Source organism: Chitinophaga arvensicola (genome assembly GCF_900110835.1).
GTDB classification, from domain to species: domain Bacteria; phylum Bacteroidota; class Bacteroidia; order Chitinophagales; family Chitinophagaceae; genus Chitinophaga; species Chitinophaga arvensicola.
The window spans coordinates 1120510-1139720 of the sequence record NZ_FOJG01000001.1; the positions used below are offsets into that span (position 1 = coordinate 1120510).

The following is a 19211-nucleotide window of genomic DNA, read 5'->3' on the forward strand; positions in this document are numbered from 1 at the left end:
CTGTTTTAAAAAAATCTGCCGGTACGGATTAAAGTGTCAATCTTTTTTATTTCCTCTCCCCTTTTTTTGTTTTTACTCCACGTTAAATGAACGAAATGAACAGCAAAAATCAAAACTGAACAAACTGAATTGATCGAAAGAAATGAACGAAAAAGGCACATCCATAAACCACCCCTTCAATATACATTCGTAGCGTTTTTGTAACATTCTTTTAACAAATAACCGCAAGGAAGCATACTTTTTTATCAACCAGTATCCTTTCCCGAAGCCATTCCTAACCTGCCTGCCTCCCTTTAGAGTTTTGTTGTATCGCAATGAAACCGAACAATTTTTATTCAAATATTTGATGCTATGCATTCAAAAGCTACTCCTAATTGCCCTTTTACTGCTCTTTCCTATTTCCCTCGCCCCACAGGGAAGGCTACTGTGAAAACCAGTATTGCTCACTTTTTTCATAAAGCTGGTTCGTTAGCCTGGAAAAGCCTTTTGTTACTGCTTTTGTTATTTGGTATGTCTACCCACTACGGCTGGGCGCAAACTTATAATACACGTGTATATGCGAATACCCAGGCTAACCAGGTTGTGGGACTTTGTGTCTGTAGTGTTTCCAATCCGGCCAATGCAGTAGATGCCGGTACGGCGGCCCCAGGTTTCCTGAATACCGCGTCCACTGTATCTGCTGATGTCAGTCTTCTCGGAGGAACTGTTTATCAGGAGTATATTTTTTCCGGCGCTACCCCGAAGCCCGCAGTTACGCAGGGTATCATACTCAAAGTCGGTTCCGGTAGTGTATTATCACTCGCTTTATTAAACAGTATTTCTTTACAGGCATATAATGGCGCTACTCCCGTAGGTGCTAAAATACCTTTGTCAGGTGGTTTGTTAAACCTTAACCTTTTAGCCGCAGGTAACCAGGCAGAATTATTCTTTCCTGCTCCGGGTGGCACCGGCACCTACGACAGGGTGAGGATAACTATCGATGGCGGACTGGCATCTGTATTAGTTAGCCTGAATGTATATGCAGCCTATTATGATGTACCTGCTACCGGTACCATCGCCTGCGATAAGCCGATCGATGTGCTGGGAGGTATCAATGGAAGTGTGGGTGCACTTGGAGGTGTTACAGACGCATATAAAGCAGGTGATGGGGACCCCGCCACCTTTGCAGCGTTAAGTGCCGCTGTTTCCGTGGCCGGTTATGCCCAGGCTACCGCAATTTTCCCAGGACTATCTGCTCCCGGGGATTCAGTACGGCTACTCGTTTCCCAATCCGGCTCCCTGTTGAACCTGACCCTGTTGTCAGGTTTATCTATTGTTACTTATAATGGAAATACAGAAGTAGACAACATCACTGCTTCCAGTGGATTGCTGACGCTACAATTATTATCCGGAAGCACCAGTATACAAACGTTGTCATTTAAACCTACCGCAGCATTCGACCGGATACAGGTCCGGCTGGGTGGTGTGCTGAATGTGCTCAGTACAATCAACGTACATGAAATACAACGTGTGGGTCAAAGCCCGGGTGCCGGCGGCAGTGCTGTCCGGACTACGTGTTTTGGAACACCGCTGACCCTCAATGTCAGTAACCCCGATAACGTTAATCTTAATTATACCTGGTACGATTCCACTCAGTTAACAGTGGTTGGTACCGGTTCTTCCTATATTGTACCCGGCACCACAGCTGCTGGTAAGTATCGTTACTATGTTTCGGCTACCAGGAAAACCTGTACTACAGAATCAGCCAAGGCATTGGTGAATGTTCAGGTAAATAATTTTGCAACGGCAGCTGATGTGACATTATCCACCATCCCTGCTGCCTGCCCCGGAGATACTATCCGGATTACGCCTACTTCAACTACTGCCAATAAAAAACCAATTTTCAAATGGTATGCAGATGCCGCGAAAACAACTGCCATTACAGATGGTCAGGTAAACGGCCTTGTGAAATACAATATAGACACTACCGGTAAATTATCCGTTACAGGTCTGGCTGCAGGTACCTACAATTATTTTGTGAGTGTTTCAGATAGCAATTATTGTGAAAACGCTGCCAACAACCTTAAACAGGCTACTGTAACAGTAGGTGTAGGCCCGGCCCCTCCTACCCTGATACAAACTTATACCGTTTCTACCGGTTTGCCACTGACGCTGGTAGCAACACCTGCTCCTGGTACAACCGTGATATGGTATCGTAACGACACTACCAGTGCCTCCTTTGCCAATGGTAGTTCTGTTACATTGCCTGCGTTTACTGTACCAGGCACATATACCTATTTTGCAGGCGATAGCACACCGGGAGGTTGTATCTCCAGCCGTCTGCAGATCACTGTTACTGTAAGCGGTCCGATAGTGACCACCAGCTGTAATGTACCAACCAGCCAGGTAACCGGCACTACATTAGGTTGCGTACTGTGTAGTGTGGCAGATCCTCTTAGCGCTATCGATGCTGATCTCACTAACTTCTCCCGATTAAATATACCAGTCGGCCTGTTGGGAGGTTCGGTATATCAACGGGTGATCTTCCCCGCACCAGGTGCAGCTACCGATAGCATCCGGCTCGACCTGGCTTCACCAGGCGGACTTGCAGATGTAAGTCTGTTAGGAGGTGCAGTTGTGACAGTATATAATGGAGCAACAGTAGTAAGCACTACTACATTGTCGCAATTGCTGACCCTGAGATTGCTGAGCAGTAACCGCTTTATTGCAACAGTTCCTACCGGCGGCGTTTATGACCGGGTGGAAGTGAAACTGACGGGCGTAGTTAATCTGCTGAACTCTCTTGATATTTATAGCGTTCGCGCAGTAGGTCCTAATCCAACCATTGCTGCGAAAAACGTAACCGTTTGTGCCGGCCTGCCTGCTGTATTTAATGCAACAGCCGGACCCGGTACCAGTCTCCGTTGGTATAAAGATTCTACCGGTGGTACTATCCTGAGTACGCAGCCAGCATTTACAACAGACAGCCTGAAAACTGCAGGTACTGTTACCTATTATGTGGAAGTGGTAGATGCCAATGGATGCGCCAATCCTGAACGCATACCGGTTACAGCTACGGTAAATGCCCTGGGAACTCCTGCAGATATTACAGTAACTGGTAACAACGTAACCTGTGGTAGTGCAGTGGCAACGCTGACACCAACTGCGGCCGGTGTTACTACACCTGTATTTAAATGGTATACTGATTCTCTCAGAACAACTGCCATTATAAATGGTGCTGTAATAGGTGGTGCTACCTTTACCATTGATGCTGCCGGCAAACTTTCTGCTACCGGTCTCGCATTGGGAAGTCATACTTACTTCGTCAGCGTATCAGGAACAAACCGTTGTGAAAATGCAGCCGGTAACCTGAAATCAGCGACGATTACCGTAGTGGCAAATCCAGCCCCTCCTGCCCTCATCCAAACTTATACTGTTACCACTGGTTTACCATTGACATTGATGGCTACACCAGCACCTGGTGCTACTGTAATATGGTATCGTAACGATACTACCGGCACATCTTTCGCAAGTGGCAGCTCTATTACATTGCCTCCGTTTACTGCGCCAGGCGTATATAGTTATTTTGCAGGTGATAGCATTGCGGGTGGTTGTATCTCCAGCCGTCTGCTGATTACCATCACTGTAACTGGTCCGGTAGTGACCACCAGTTGTAATGTACCAACCAGCCAGGTTACTGGTACTACATTAGGTTGTGTACTGTGTAGCGTGGCAAATCCTACTAACGATATTGACGTTGATCCGGCTAACTTCACCCGCCTGAATATACCAGTTGGGCTGTTAGGTGGTTCGGTTTATCAACAACTGATTTTCCCTGCAGCTGGTGCTGCAACAGACAGCATCCGTCTTGACTTGTCTTCACCAGGCGGACTCGCTGACGTGAGTGTATTGGGAGGTGCAGTTGTAACAGTATATAATGGAGCAACAGTAGTAAGCACTACTACATTGTCACAATTACTGACCCTGAGATTACTGAGCGGCACACGCTATATTGCTACCGTACCTACCGGCGGCGCTTATGATCGTGTAGAAGTGAAACTGACGGGTGTAGTTAATCTGCTGAACTCTCTCGATATTTATGGCGTTCGCGCAGTTGGTCCAAATCCAACCATTGCTGCTAAAAACGTAACAGTTTGTGCCGGTCAGCGTGCTGTGTTTAATGCTACCGCCGGACCAGGTACCAGCCTGCGTTGGTATAAAGATTCTACCGGCGGTGCTTTCCTGAGCACTCAGCCAACATTTACAACAGACAGCCTGAAAACTGCGGGTGCATTTACTTACTACGTAGAAGTAGTAGATGCCAATGGCTGCGCTAATCCTGAACGCATACCGGTTATAGCAACTGTGAATGCGCTGGGAACTCCTGCAGATATTACGGTAACAGGTAATAATGCTACCTGTGGTGGCGCAGCTGCAACGCTGGTACCCACTGCAGCAAGTGTTACTGCTCCTGTATTTAAATGGTATACTGATTCCCTCAAAACAACCGCTATTATAAACGGCGCTGTTATAGGTGGAGCTACCTTTGCAATAGACACTACCGGTAAACTCAGTGTTTCCGGTCTTGCTCAGGGTGCGCATACTTATTATGTAAGTGTATCCGGCAGTAACAGATGCGAAAATGCAGCTGGCAGCCTCAAATCAGCAACCATCACTGTTTCCGGTGCTCCGGCTCCGCCAGCAGTAGTACAGACGCAAGCCATCAGTACAGGATTGCCACTTACATTAGTGGCCGCTGGTGCTCCGGGTACCATCGTATTATGGTATAGTGATACTACCAAAGCGGCAATAGCTACCGGAGATTCTATTACTTTACCGCCATTCACGAATCCTGGCATATATACCTATTATGTAGGCGATAGCCTGGCAGGAGGTTGCAAATCCAGCCGTCTGCCAATTACTATTACTGTAACCGGTCCGGTAATTCCTGCAGATTGTAATGTACCTACCAGCCAGGTAACTGGAACCACGCTGGGTTGTATACTGTGTAGCGTACAGAATCCTGCTAATGACATTGATTCTGTTCCAACAAACTTTACCCGCCTGAATATACCAGTGGGCTTATTAGGTGGCTCAGTATATCAAAGACTGATCTTCCCTGGTGTACGGAATGCAACAGACAGCATCCGCCTCGACCTGGCTTCTCCGGGTGGCCTTGCTGATGTAAGCGTACTGGGTGGCGCTGTAATTACAGTATATAATGGTGCAACGGTTGTTAGCACACATACCTTATCTCAATTACTCACCTTAAGATTATTGGGTGGTACACGCTATACTGCAGCAGTTGCAGCAGGTGGCGCTTATGATCGCGTTGAAGTAAAACTCACCGGCGTGGCCAATCTGCTGAACTCACTGGATATCTACGGTGTACGTGCAGTAGTACCAGATCCAACTGTTACCACACAAAACGTTGTGGTATGCGCTGGTCAGCGTGCCGCATTAACTGTTACTCCGGCAGCAGGAACTACTGTTCGCTGGTATACAGATTCTACCACCACCGTTATAAAGAGTACCACAAATACTTATAATACTGATACCCTGAAAGTAGCTGGTAAATATACCTTCTACGTTCAGGCCATTGCCGCAAATGGTTGCGCGAATCCAAACCGGATTCCGGTAATTGTAACTGTAAATCCAATCAGCCAGGCTGGCAGCATTACTGTTGCAGACACCACTACTGCCTGCACCAGCGGACCAGCAGTATTGACACCAACCGCTGCTGCAGTTACTGCGCCGGTATTCAGATGGTATAAGAATGCAGATAAAACATCTCCGGTAACCAACGGATTGGTGGAAGGAACAGTAAGCTATGCACTGGATAGTGCTACGGGCAAACTGACTATCACTGGTTTGGCTACTGGTAACTATACTTATTATGTGAGTGTATCCGGCACCGGCCAGTGTGAAAATGCCGCCGGTACATTGAAACCAGCCACAGTTCATGTGGTAACTGCACCTGCAACACCGGTTGTAACCGGCGATGTAGTTGTGACTACTGGTGTGAAAGCAGTACTGAGCGCTCAACCGGTACCTGGCGCCACCATTGTATGGTATAAAGATGCCACTACTACTACGGTGGAAGGAACAGGCGATACCATCCAGGTAGGACCATTCAATAGCCCGGGTACATATACCTATTACGCCGCAGTACAGATTCCTGGCGCTTGCCAATCTGCACGTGTAGCCGTAAACGTGAAAGTGACTGGTAATTTCATTCCTTCTCCGGATTGTAATGTTCCAACCAGCCAGACATCAGGTACTACCCTGGGTTGTATCCTGTGTAGCGTGAATAATCCTACTAACGACATAGACAGTGTTAAAACCAATTTCACAACATTGTCAGTGCCAGTGGGCGCGCTGGGCGGTTCCGTATATCAACAGCTGATCTTCCCACATGCAGGAACTGCTTCAGACAGCGTACAGGTACGTCTGGGTAATTCAGTAGGCCTGGCAGATGTAAGTCTCCTGGGAGGTACATTGATTTCTCTCTACAATAACAATACACTGGTTAAGACAGATACCCTGTCAAGACTGCTCACCCTGCGTTTACTCAACGGACAGCAGTTTACGGCAACAGTAGTAGCTCCGTCTGCCTACAACCGTGTAGAAGTGAAAATGACGGGTGTGCTGAATCTGCTCAATTCAATTGATATCTACGGTGCAAGGATTATCTATCCTAAAGCCACTGTGAATACCACAAGCGCTACGGCTTGTATCAATACCAAAGCCAGCCTGTCCGTAACACCGGCTGCCGGCACTTCCGTACGCTGGTATGCAGATTCGACCAGCAATACCGTATTAAGTTCTCAGAATACATATACTACAGATACCCTGAAAGTAGCAGGAAAAGTAACTTACTACGTAGCGGTACTGGGTGGACCTGACAACTGTCCTAATCCGGAACGTATACCGGTAACTGTTACCGTAACACCTGCACCGCCAGTTCCGGGCGCACCAGCAACGGTGAATATCTGTCCTGGCTCTGACGCCGTACTGCAGGTAACAAACCCTGATCATTCTCTGACCTACAACTGGTACAGTACAGCTACCGGTGGCACTAAACTGAATACCGACAGCGGTTTCGTATTTACTGTAAAAGCAATCGCTAAGGATACTGCCTTCTATGTGGAAGCAGTAAGCAGCTGTGGCGCCGCATCTGGCAGACAGAAAATCAGCATCGTACTGTCCTCTTCATTAAGCGCACCTGTGGTGTCTCCAAATCCTGATTCAACAGTAATTGGCAGACAAACCGCTGTAACAGCGACTTCTAATGCAGCCAATGCACAATTCATATGGTATGGTAGCCAGGCCGGTACAGATAGTCTGTTTACCGGACCTGTGTTTACTCCGCCTGTATCCAATACAATAGGAACGGTTACCTATTGGGTAGAAGCACGGTTAACCGGCGGTGGTACCTGCAAATCAATCAGGGTGCCAGCCGTTATCTACTACGGTCCTGAACCAGGACCAGATCCTGGCCCATGTGAAGGCGCAGCCACACAAACCATTGGCGGCAGCGGATTACTCATCCTGGGTAATGTGTACAATCCTGCCCTGGCAGTGGATGGAAGCCTGAGCACCGGTTCTTCCCTGGTCATTAACCTGGGAGCACTGAATGCACAGGTATGGGAAAGAGTTAAATTCAACGGTGTATCTGCTCCTGGCGATACGGTGAGAGTTTGGTTGTCTAATCCAAGCCAGGTGCTCTCTGCAGCGCTGCTGGGTGGAGTACAGCTGACTACTTATAATGGTGCAACCCCTGGTGATTCACTCGCAGTAAATAATCCGCTCATTAAACTCACCTTACTGAGCAGTAAGAAACAAGCCATCCTTGAATTCGTACCGACTAAACCATTCGACGGAGTGGAAGTGAAACTGAAATCCGGTATTCTCGGTGCGCTGACAACTGTAGACTTTAACTACGCACAACGTGCGCTGGCAGCACCAAACGTGAAGGCTGCATCAGTTACTGCATGTGCAGGCAGCACTGCTACCCTGGAGGTACTTGCCCCAGTAACAGGTGTTACCTACCGCTGGTACAACAGCAAGGGTGTTTACCTCACTGGTAAAGATGGCGTATCCTTCACCAGCGGCGCATTAACAGCCGACACCAGCTTCTTCGTGGAAGCGTTCAGGAATAATTGCGCCAGCAGCGGCCGTACTAAGGTAGATGTGAAAGTAGTAGCAGCTCCTGCAGCACCGGTAGTGCGCGCGGCCAATGTGGAAGTGTGTGCTGGTTCCGATGCGTTACTGGCCATCAATAATCCTGTGAAAGGTTACAGCTACGCATGGTACAATGTAGCCAACGGTGGAACCAGACTGAATCCGGTTCCTGATAGCGGCTTAACATTTATTGTGAAGAATGTAACTGCACAGGCCACTTATTATGTAGAAGCGAAAAATGATAGCTGTAATACAACTTCTGCCACCAGAACGGCAGTCACAGTAAATACTGCTACTGCATTGGCTACACCAACCGTAACACCAGTAAACGATACCATCGTTATTGGCCAACGTCCGGTGTTTACAGCTAAGGCAGCAGCTGCAAATGCAGAATTCTCCTGGTTCAGAACACAAACTGATACAGCAGTGCTGTTTAAAGGAACCACTTTTGAAGGCCCTGCCTCTACCGCACTCGGAACGGTGACTTACTGGGTGGAAGCATCCCTGCCGGGAGCGGCTACCTGTAAGTCTGCAAGAATAGCCGTGAATGCTATCACAATAACTCCGAATGGTCAGGTACCTTGCGAAGGCGCAACTGGTCAAACCATCGGCGGATCAGGCTTACTGGTACTGGGCAACGTATACAACCCACAACTCGCAGTAGATCCGTTCACCAGCACGGCATCTTCCCTGGTAATCAACCTCGGTGCTGTCAATGCTGCTGTATTCCAGAAGGCAACCTTCAACGGATTGTCTACTCCGGGCGATACGGTAAGAGTAATGCTGTCTAACCCTGGTCAGATACTTTCTGCCTCATTACTTGGCAGTGTACAACTGACTACTTATAATGGCAATACCCCTGGGGATTCCGTACTTACATCTAATCCGATCCTGCATCTGAACCTGCTGAGCAGTGGAAGAAGCGCCATACTCTCCTTCGTTCCAACCAAACCATTTGATGGTGTGGAAGTGAAACTTAGATCAGGTGTAGTCGGTACTTTACTGAATGTAGATTTCAATTACGCACAACGTGCTATTGCACAACCAAAAGTACAGGTAACCAACGCTACTATCTGTAAGGGTAAACAAGCTACCCTCAGCGTAATAAACCCTGCACCTGGTATCACCTATAGCTGGTACAACAATAAGGGCAATCACTTGCTGGATAGTATCGCTTACGTAACACCAACCACCCTCGATTCAGGCGTGTACAGTTACACAGTGGTACCAACCAGGAATACTTGTCCGGGTGCCGCATCTGCAGCCACTACAGTAACTGTACTGGGTCTGCCGGCTGCACCGGTACCAACAGGCAATAACGCCTCTACCTGTCTCAATACACCGGTTACCCTCCAGGTGAAGGCTGTAGCAGGTATTCAATACAACTGGTATGATGCGGCAACAGGTGGTGCTAAGCTGGTAACCAACAGTAACCAATACACTACGCCGGCCAGTCTGCAGGCAGGTATCTATAACTTCTATGTAGAAGCAGTGAATGCAGGCAACTGCGCTAATGATAGCGGACGTACGAAGATTACCCTGACCGTAGACAGCGCTGCTACAGCTGCCGATATCCAGATCGCTGACAAGGTGCTCTGCGCAGGTGATACAGCGGTATTGACACCAACTACCACTACTGTTCAGAACCCTGTATTCAAATGGTATGCAAATGCCGACAGAACAGGTCCGATTACACAGGGTGTCAGCAACACTGGCGCATTAACCATTACCGGATTGAGCGCAGGTACATATACTTACTATGTAAGCGTAAGCAACGCGGGTAAGTGTGAAAATAAAGCGGGTGATCTGAAGGCCGTGAAAGTAACGGTAAATCATACTTCAACAGGAAGTGATATCGTGGCAGCAGATTCTACTATCTGTGCAAATACCACGGTTAAACTGACCGCTGCTTCCACAACAGTAACCAACCCAATATTCAAATGGTATGCAGATGCTGCACTGAAAACATTCCTTGCATCAGGTGCAACATATACCACCAATACATTAACTGCGAATACTTCATTCTTTGTAACGGTAGAAGGCGATAACAGATGTGCTAACGCACCAGGAGCTGCGAAGGAAGTGAAAGTGACGGTAAGCACCGTACCGGTTCCAATTGTGAAAGCATCCGCTATCAGTATCTGTGTAGGCGATACCGCCACACTGAGTGTGCAGAATGTAGACAACACGTTGACTTACCGCTGGTATAGCGCCGCTACTGCAGGCACATTATTGTTCACCGGACCTGTGTACCAGGTAACTGGCCTCACCGCTTCGAAAGACTTCTACGCGGAAGCTTCTCTGGGTGGCTGTAGCAGCGCGTCCAGAACGAAGATCTCCATCGGTGTGGGTGTAGCACCTACTCCAATCCTGGAATCCAATAATGTAACAGTATGTGAAGGTGGAACAGCGATACTGAAAGTGACCTCTTCTATCGATAAGATCACTTACAAATGGTACACTGCATTAACAGGTGGTAATGCTGTATTTACCGGACCAATCTTCACGGTAAATAATGTAACCGCCAATACGACCTATTATGTAGAAGCCACCGGCGATACCTCCAATTGTGGTAAACCATCTGCAAGAGCAGCCGCCAAGATCAACGTGGTACCTGTACCAGCTGCGCCGGTACTCGTAAGCAACAAGTTGGACATTTGTAAAGGTGGTGATGTTACCCTGCAGGTACAAAGCCCTGTAGCAGGTGCTACCTACGAATGGTACGATGCTGCCACAAATGGCAATAAAGTAAATGAGGGCCCAACATTCAATATTACTGCCCTCGATAGCACCAGGACTTATTACGTACAAGCAGTGATAAACGGAGGCTGCCCAAGCGCGAGCAGAACCAGCGCCACCATCACTGTAAACAGCATACCAACGGTACCTGAGATCGCATCCTCTTCCCTGTTCGTTTGTCAGGGTGGCAGTGTAACGGTTTCTATTAAGACGCCGGCAGCGGGTGTGATATACCGCTGGTACGACGCACCAACAGGCGGTAAATTGCTTGCCACCGGCAACAGTTACACCACCGGTGCGCTCAATGCAAACACAGACCTTTATGCAGAAGCCAGTAATGGTAATTGTAGCAACAGCGTGAGGGCCAAAGTATCCATCGGTGTAGGACAGGCGCCAACACCAATACTGGAAAGCAATGCGCTGACCATCTGTATGGGTACTTCCGGTACGCTCCGCGTAACATCTGCTACCAATGGCATCACCTACAAATGGTACACTTCCGCCGCCGGCAATGACTCTGTAGGTGTAGGACCAGTATTCCAGACAGGAAATCTCAACAGCACCACGGACTTCTACGTAGAAGCCACCGGTGACGCTACAAAATGTGGTAATGCTTCCAACAGGGTGAAAGCTACTGTTACGGTTGTAACACCGCCAACTGCTCCGGATGTAGTGGCCTCCGCACTCAAAACATGCGCTGGTACCGGCATCACTGTGGCAGTGAAAACTATCAGACCTGGTATTACTTACCAATGGTATGATGCGCTTACGGGTGGTCATCTGCTCTCCTCTGACGCTGTATATAGTGTTCCGGTAGTTACTACAAATACTACCTTCTATGTACAAGCCAACCAGGGTAGCTGCTCCAGCACCAGAACGGCAGTAAGTGTATCTGTGGATCCAACACCGCCGATACCATCTGTTCAGTCTGATGACCTGCTCACCTGCATAGGCGGTAGCGTAACATTTAATATCAGCAATCCGGATGCGACAGTAACCTATCGCTGGTATGATGCACCGAACGACGGCGTATTCCTGGCAAGTGGTACTTCTTATTCTACTAAACCACTGGCAGCCACTACTATCTTCTATGTAGAAGCATTAAACAGCCAGGGTTGCAGCAGTGCACGTAAAGCGGTAACCGCCGAAGTGAAGAATGAAATAGATGCGCCACTGGCAGATCCGTTGACCGTATGTAGCGGACAAACAGTGGTATTGTCTGTGAAAGCAAGAAAAGCCGGTATCATTTACAAATGGTTCTCTATACAGCGTGGTGGTACGGAAGTGTTTACCGGTCCTGACTTTACCATTACACCGACCGTAAGCGCCGTATACTTCCTGGAAGCATCTACCAGTGGAGGTTGTATCAGCTCCAGCAGAACAAGGGTAGAAGTAACAGTGAATCCGGCGCCAGGTGCACCAGCAGTGGCCAGTGCTACCATTAAAGTTTGCTCCGGTCTGACCGCTACATTAAATGTGCAGAATCCGGATGCTACGCTGACATACAACTGGTTCACTACACCAACAGGCGGAACTTCCGCATCGTCTGGTGCTTCATTTACGACCCCTGTGGTAACGGCGAATCAGATGTATTATGTAGAAGCATCCAATAATAACGGCTGCTCCAGCCCAACACGTACCGCTGTAAGCGTACAGGTAACATTACCACCGGCCGCGCCGGTAGTAGCAGGTGGAGATGCAGTATGCCCAGGTAGCTCAGCTACACTCACGGCTACTTCTACCACACCGGATGTTAACTTCCGCTGGTACTCAGTAGCCACCAATGGCACACCGATCACCACCGGTCCAACATTTGTTACAGATGCGCTGAATGCAAATACCACTTATTATGTAGAAGCATTCACAACAGGTGGTTGCACCAGCTCCGCCAGAACAAGGGCCGATATCGAACTGGCACAACCACTGCCTGCACCGGTTGTAACTGTGGATAATACAACAGCTACTTCCATTACCTTCCGCTGGTCACCGGTAACAGGTGCACAACGTTACGAGGTAACTACAGACAATGGCATCACATTCCTGCCGCCAAGTTCAGGTGCAAATGGAACCACGCACACTATTTCTGGTCTGCAGCCTAATCAAAGCGCTACTATCCAGGTAAGAGCGATCGGTGCCTCTATCTGTCAGAACAGTGCACTCTCTGCTGCCGTAACAGATAAGACCAAGAACCCTCAAGGCAACAATATCTTCGTACCAAACCTCTTCAGTCCGAACGGTGACGGTATAAATGATATCGAGTATGTATATGGAACCGCTATTGCACAACTTGAATTCAGGATCTATAACCAGTGGGGTCAATTGGTATTCACATCAAAAGACCAACGTCAGGGATGGGATGGTACCATGAGTGGACAGAAACAACCAGTAGGCGTATACGTTTGGATCGTGAAAGCAACAATGCAGGATGGTACAGTCATCACGAAGAAAGGTAACGTAACCCTCATGCGATAGTCATGATTAATCAAAAAAACCAAATCAGTAATAAAACCGGGGTGCTGCAAAGCATCCCGGTTTATCCAGAAATACTAAAAAATGTTCCTATGAAAAGGATTTTTATAGTCGCAATAATTTTATGGAGCAGTTTGTTGCCCAGGACTTCTGTAGCCCAGGTAGACCCCCACTTTTCACAGTATTATGCTTACCCGTTATGGCTTAATCCGGCTTTAACAGGTGTAATAGACGGTGATTACAGGGTAAGCGCCGATTATCGCAACCAGTGGGCCAACTACGGAAAGCCATTTTCGACTGTAGGCATTTCCGCAGATGCTGCTACCGATAAGAACATTGGCGTTGGTATCAACGTGATGAATATGGCCGCAGGTGACGCAGGCTATAATTACTTCAATGCCATGGCCAGTGTATCTTATACCGGGGTAAAATTTGGCCGTACCAAAACCAGTCAGCTGGTATTTGGTATCAATGCAGGTCTCATTAACAGAAGATTGGATCCTGCTAAGTTTCAAACAGGTAGCCAGTATCAGCCGGTAACCGGTTTTGACCCCAGCATCTTTAATGGTGAAAATGTAAGCAATACTACTTCTAATCAATTCGACGCCGGCGCAGGTGTGGTGTACTTTGATGGTAATCCCAATCATATGTTTAATCCATTTGCCGGATTCGCTGCGCAACATCTTACACAACCAAAAGACCCTTTCTCCGCAGATGGCAGTGAAAGAAAATTACCTGTAAGATACCTGGTGCATGGTGGTACCAAAATCAGGTTGAATGAAGCCCTTACCCTTACTCCTACCGGGCTTTACATGAGACAGGGTAACGCAGAGGAGATTGTGGCAGGGATGTATGCACAGTTGATGGTAAACCCCGAGTTCGATTTCCTGGTAGGTGGAAACTATCGTTTCAATGATGCGGTAATTCCTTTTGCCGGTTTCCATTTTAAGAGTTTCGTACTGGGTATGAGTTATGATGCCAATACCTCCAATATGCGCCGCCTGGTAAATGGCAGCCAGAGCTTTGAAATCTCACTCTCTTTTATCAGCCGCAAAAGAAGGATGCTGAACGAAGAATACTTTATTTGTCCCAGGTTATAATCTACAAGAAACCGGATCAGAATGGAGGAAAAAACTTATACAGAAAAAAGAAATGGAACCCTCATGAAAAAAATTACACTCTGTTGGCTGGTGGTTTTTGCGGGAATGATTAACTCTATACAAGCGCAGTATGTTTACGATTTCAAACATACCGCTGATGTATTTTATAATTCAAGGGATTATTATTCCGCAGCTCAGTACTACAATAAGGCACTGGGAACTTTCAAAATCAAGCCGGAACAGGTATTGCCCTATACTGTCGGAGGAGCGCCTCCCAGTGGTAAACTCAAAGATTATCAGCAGGTAGTAGCCAGACTCGCGGAATCGTACCGTCTCTTTTATGACTATGGTAATGCAGAAACATGGTATTCTCAGCTGGTGGGATTCAATAACCCCGCATTCCCACAGGCGCGTTACTGGTACGCAGTTTGTCTCCGGTTCAACGGGAAATACCAGCAGGCATTGGATGAGTTTAATAAATTCAAGCAAAGCTATACCGCCGCCGATGAATTGTCTGTAAGAACACCACTTGAAATTGCCTGTTGCGAATTCGCCCTCTCAGAAGCTAATAAACAACCGAGATTTACAATTGTAAAAACCGCTGGTAACGTTAATGAAGGTGGCGCAAACTATGCACCGGTTATCCTGGATGCTAATACGCTGTTGTTCACCTCTTCCCGCTCAGAAAATCCCCCATTACCTACCACGGTTAAACAGCCAGCTCCAAAGAAACAACCCAAAAAAGGAACTCCCTATGTAAACGATCTTTACACTGCTTCAGGCAGCGATAATACTTTCGATAACAGCCAGAAACTGAAAATTCCCGCCACAAAAGGCCTGGATCAGGGCGTATCTGCCATCACACCAGATGGTAACTCCCTGTACATTACTCGCTGGAGCGTAAAAGATGGCGTAAAACAATCCGCTATCTATTTCAGCAGCCGTCAAAACGGAGTATGGTCGGAACCAAAAATATTAGGAGATAATGTGAATGTTGCAGGCTACAATTCCATGCAGCCTTATATCACCGCAGATGGTAAATACCTCCTGTTTTCGTCTAACAGACCCGGTGGTATGGGTAAAAATGATTTGTGGTATTGCATCATGACAAACGGTACTCCCGGCGGCGCCAGGAATATGGGAACCGCTATTAATACAAAAGATGAAGAACAGGCGCCCTTCTATGATGCTGAGAAAAATTTACTGGTATTCAGTACAGATGGCCGCGTAGGTCTTGGTGGCCTCGATTTCTTCCAGAGTGAGGGCGACTTCGGAACCTGGTCTACCCCTGTAAATATGGGCAAGCCGTTAAATTCTCCGAAAGATGATATCTATTATACCGCATTGGATAATACACACCCTTTCGCAGCCGGATTTATCAGCTCCGACAGGGAATCTATCTGCTGCCTGGAAGTATTCAATATTAACCGCATCCGCAAAATAGCCAGCGGTCTTATTGTTGACTGTGATACGCATCAGCCGTTGCAGGGAGCTACCGTTACCTTACTGGATACCGTCAGAAGAAAGACGATCCGTAAAATGACCCTGGACGCAACCGGCAGATATACCTTTGAGGTGGATCCACAACGCTATTATAAAATAGTGGCTGAAAAAGATAACTACTTTACCAAGGCCATTTATTTTAATACCGATTCACTGGTTAGAATCGATTCGATGGACAATCCAACACTCTGTCTCAAACACTATGAGATAGAAAAACCGATTGTACTGAATAATATCTATTACGACTTCGGTAAGGCGACGCTCCGCCCTGAATCGAAAATAGTGCTGGACACCGTAGTAGACATGCTGAACGATAATCCAAAGTTAACCATTGAAATGAGCGCACATACTGATAGCGTGGGCTCTGTTAAGTTTAACGACAAATTATCTCAGGAACGTGCACAATCATGTGTGGACTACCTGATCAGCAGAGGTGTTTCTCCTGAAAGACTCATTGCGAAAGGCTATGGTAAATCCAAACCTATTGCACCAAACTCGCTGCCTAATCATAAAGACAATCCGGAAGGCCGTCAGATGAACCGTAGAACTGAATTCAAAGTCTTGAAAAGACAAGTTCAGGTGAAGGTGGAAGATGATGGAAACAGTAGTCAATAATATTTTCCCTTAGCCCGGCCTTAACCGGATGCTATCCATATCCTGCAATAACCATTTGAAAGCCGGCCTTTGGGTCGGCTTTTTTTTATGCATGTGGCAGGTACGAAATATCCGCTTCCGTTAGAATGAATTCGGAAATGTGCGCTGAGAAAATATTAAATTAGGAATCCTTATTAAATAAAATACAGGAACAAGCATGTTCATATTAAATGAACATGCTTGTGATAGTTTTAATGCAAAATTTGTAACAGGAAGCAGTTAATTACTTGCCAAAGCTACCGATAGCAATGGTGTCAGCACCATTCATCACTTTCAGGTAAGAAGTGAGTTCAATGGCGTTGTTGTATTTAAAAGTACTGTCTTTCTGAGTGCCACCAGCCTGGGAAACCTTGATAGACTTCACTTTTGTCAGAAGGTCCGCTTTCAGTGCAGCACCCGTGCCTTTGAAAGTTCCTTTGATCAGTGTATCTGTTTTAGGCGCTGCAGCAGTACCGGCAATCAGGTATACGCCATGAGTGGCATCCTTTACGTTCTTGGTAAGATTTAATACGACGTTTACACTACTATCGGTATTTTCGGAGATAGTAATGTCTCCCACTTTTTTATCTTTATCTGCACCGGTTCCTTTCAGTTCAAATGATTTAGAACGTGGTGTGGCTGGCGGTGGTGTTGGGTTGTCGTCGTCTTTGCAGGAAGTAAAAGTAATACCCAATACAGTAGCGATCACTACTCCTGTCAGGAGTGCGTTTTTGTTGAACATAAGCATGATATCCGTTTTAAGAAGGTGTTACGATTGTGATTATGATTGTGATGTTTATTGTTTATATAGGTTTTCGGCGCTTACTTGTGATGTTAAACGGAGGTGTAAATAAAATGTTACAATAAAAAGTTGCGTCTTTTAAAAATATTTTTTCTGATGGTCTGTAATACTTGTCTGTATTGAGTTTTGAGCGGTGCTATTTTTTAATAGTGATAAGTATACATCCTTACTATGTGTTCCACCGCTTAATTTAAAAGATCGTTTTTGCCGGTAAAGAAATTAAATTACATTTGTAACGCATCATTGAATGCCCGAATTGATAGCAATATGAAAATGTAATAAGACGCCGGTACTTCCGCTTGTCGCCCTCCCACTTTCCTGATTTAGTTTGCAGCGCCACTGATTGCGTTGTCCCTCTTTTATTTTTCAAAATTTAGTTATGCCTCTTTTAACGAAAATGCTTCAGCGCATCCCTCGTTTGTTTCAACTGTTCAAGATAGCCGTTGCCGGTAGTGAGAAGGAGTTCACCACCGGAAGTATTGATAGGGCGATATTGTTACTGGCCATTCCTATGGTCCTGGAAATGGCCATGGAATCGTTATTTGCAGTAGTCGATATTTATTTTGTGAGCCACCTGGGCGTAAATGCCATTACTACAGTAGGACTTACAGAATCGGTATTGACGCTGGTTTATACAGGTGCTATGGGGTTAAGCATGGCGGCTACGGCCATGATTGCACGAAGAACCGGTGAGAAGGATCCGGCTGCTGCTGCACATGCCGCTATGCAATCACTATATCCCGGCTTGCTTGTTTCCGTGTTGGTTAGTATAGCAGGGATATTTTTTGCGAAAGATATATTACTGATAATGGGCGCCGCCAAAGAAGTGGCCGATTACGGGTATGTATATACGCAGATTTTACTCGGCGGTAACATGGTGATTATATTGCTCTTCCTGATCAATGGTATTTTCAGGGGGGCCGGTGATGCTGCATTGGCTATGCGGGCACTCTGGATTGCCAATGGTCTTAATATTATATTGTGCCCTTTACTGATTTCAGGATGGGGACCAGTTCCGGCCATGGGGTTGAAAGGAGCTGCTATTGCCACTTTTATCGGCAGGGGCACCGGCGTCATTTACCAGGTATATCACCTGGTAAAGGGTAAAAACCTGATCCGTATTACGAGGAATCACCTGGCGCCGGCTTTCCCACTCATTGGGGCGATTCTAAAAATAGCGGTCGGTGCTACAGCACAAATGCTGATTGCCTCGGCCAGCTGGATTTTCCTGGTGCGTATTATCTCTCACTTTGGTAAGGATGCAGTAGCGGGATATACCATTGCCATAAGGGTCGTGATCTTTACCATTTTACCTGCCTGGGGAATGGCGAATGCGGCCGCAGCGCTTGTAGGGCAAAACCTTGGTGCACAACAGCCGGAACGGGCCGAGAAGTCGGCCTGGAGAGCTGCTTTTTTTAACCTGGTATTTCTGGGTCTGGTGGCGGTCGTATTCATGACATGGGCGCCGGCTATTATCCGGTTCTTTACGGACGATGATATTGTGGTGGGCTATGCCGTGCAGTGTATCCGCTTAATGAGCGGCGGATATATATTCTATGCTTACGGGATGGTATTGACCCAGTCTTTCAACGGCGCCGGGGATACCCGTACCCCCATGTTGATCAATCTATTTGTCATGTGGCTATTTCAGATGCCATTGGCCTATCTGCTGGCTATCGTCCTTAAACTCGGTCCTGTAGGGGTTTTCTGGGCTATTGCCATCTCGGAGTCTACTGCTGCCATAGCCGCTATCCTGTTGTTCAGGCGGGGTAATTGGAAAAGGATAAAGATTTAGCTTCCTG

General features: G+C 47.0%; 5 protein-coding genes. 4 read left to right on the plus strand and 1 reads right to left on the minus strand.

What is annotated here, in order from left to right; translation table 11 throughout:
* The first annotated feature begins 510 nt into the window (after positions 1-510).
* The 3 genes from BMW79_RS04845 to BMW79_RS04855 all read left to right on the plus strand — a co-directional run bounded on the left by BMW79_RS04845 (position 511) and on the right by BMW79_RS04855 (position 16589).
* Entirely contained in the window at positions 511-13374 is a 12864-nt protein-coding gene (locus tag BMW79_RS04845) for an Ig-like domain-containing protein (protein ID WP_089891283.1), read from the plus strand.
* A gap of 89 nt (positions 13375-13463) precedes the next feature.
* Positions 13464-14471, plus strand: coding sequence for a PorP/SprF family type IX secretion system membrane protein (locus tag BMW79_RS04850; protein WP_089896780.1), 1008 nt, complete (start codon positions 13464-13466; stop codon positions 14469-14471).
* Between the two features lie 63 nt (positions 14472-14534).
* The gene (locus BMW79_RS04855; protein WP_177192042.1) at positions 14535-16589 is read left to right on the plus strand and encodes an OmpA family protein; all 2055 of its coding nucleotides are present in this window, start codon (positions 14535-14537) and stop codon (positions 16587-16589) included.
* Positions 16590-16851: 262 nt separating this feature from the next.
* On the opposite strand, the gene BMW79_RS04860 is transcribed toward BMW79_RS04855, so the two are convergent.
* Complete coding sequence (locus tag BMW79_RS04860) at positions 16852-17355, minus strand: hypothetical protein (RefSeq protein WP_089891289.1); 504 nt, start codon at positions 17353-17355, stop codon at positions 16852-16854.
* A 433-nt stretch (positions 17356-17788) separates the two neighbouring features.
* Here BMW79_RS04860 and BMW79_RS04865 point away from each other — a divergent pair, with 433 nt between their 5' ends.
* Positions 17789-19204, plus strand: coding sequence for an MATE family efflux transporter (locus BMW79_RS04865; RefSeq protein WP_218150279.1), 1416 nt, complete (start codon positions 17789-17791; stop codon positions 19202-19204).
* Positions 19205-19211 lie beyond the last annotated feature (7 nt).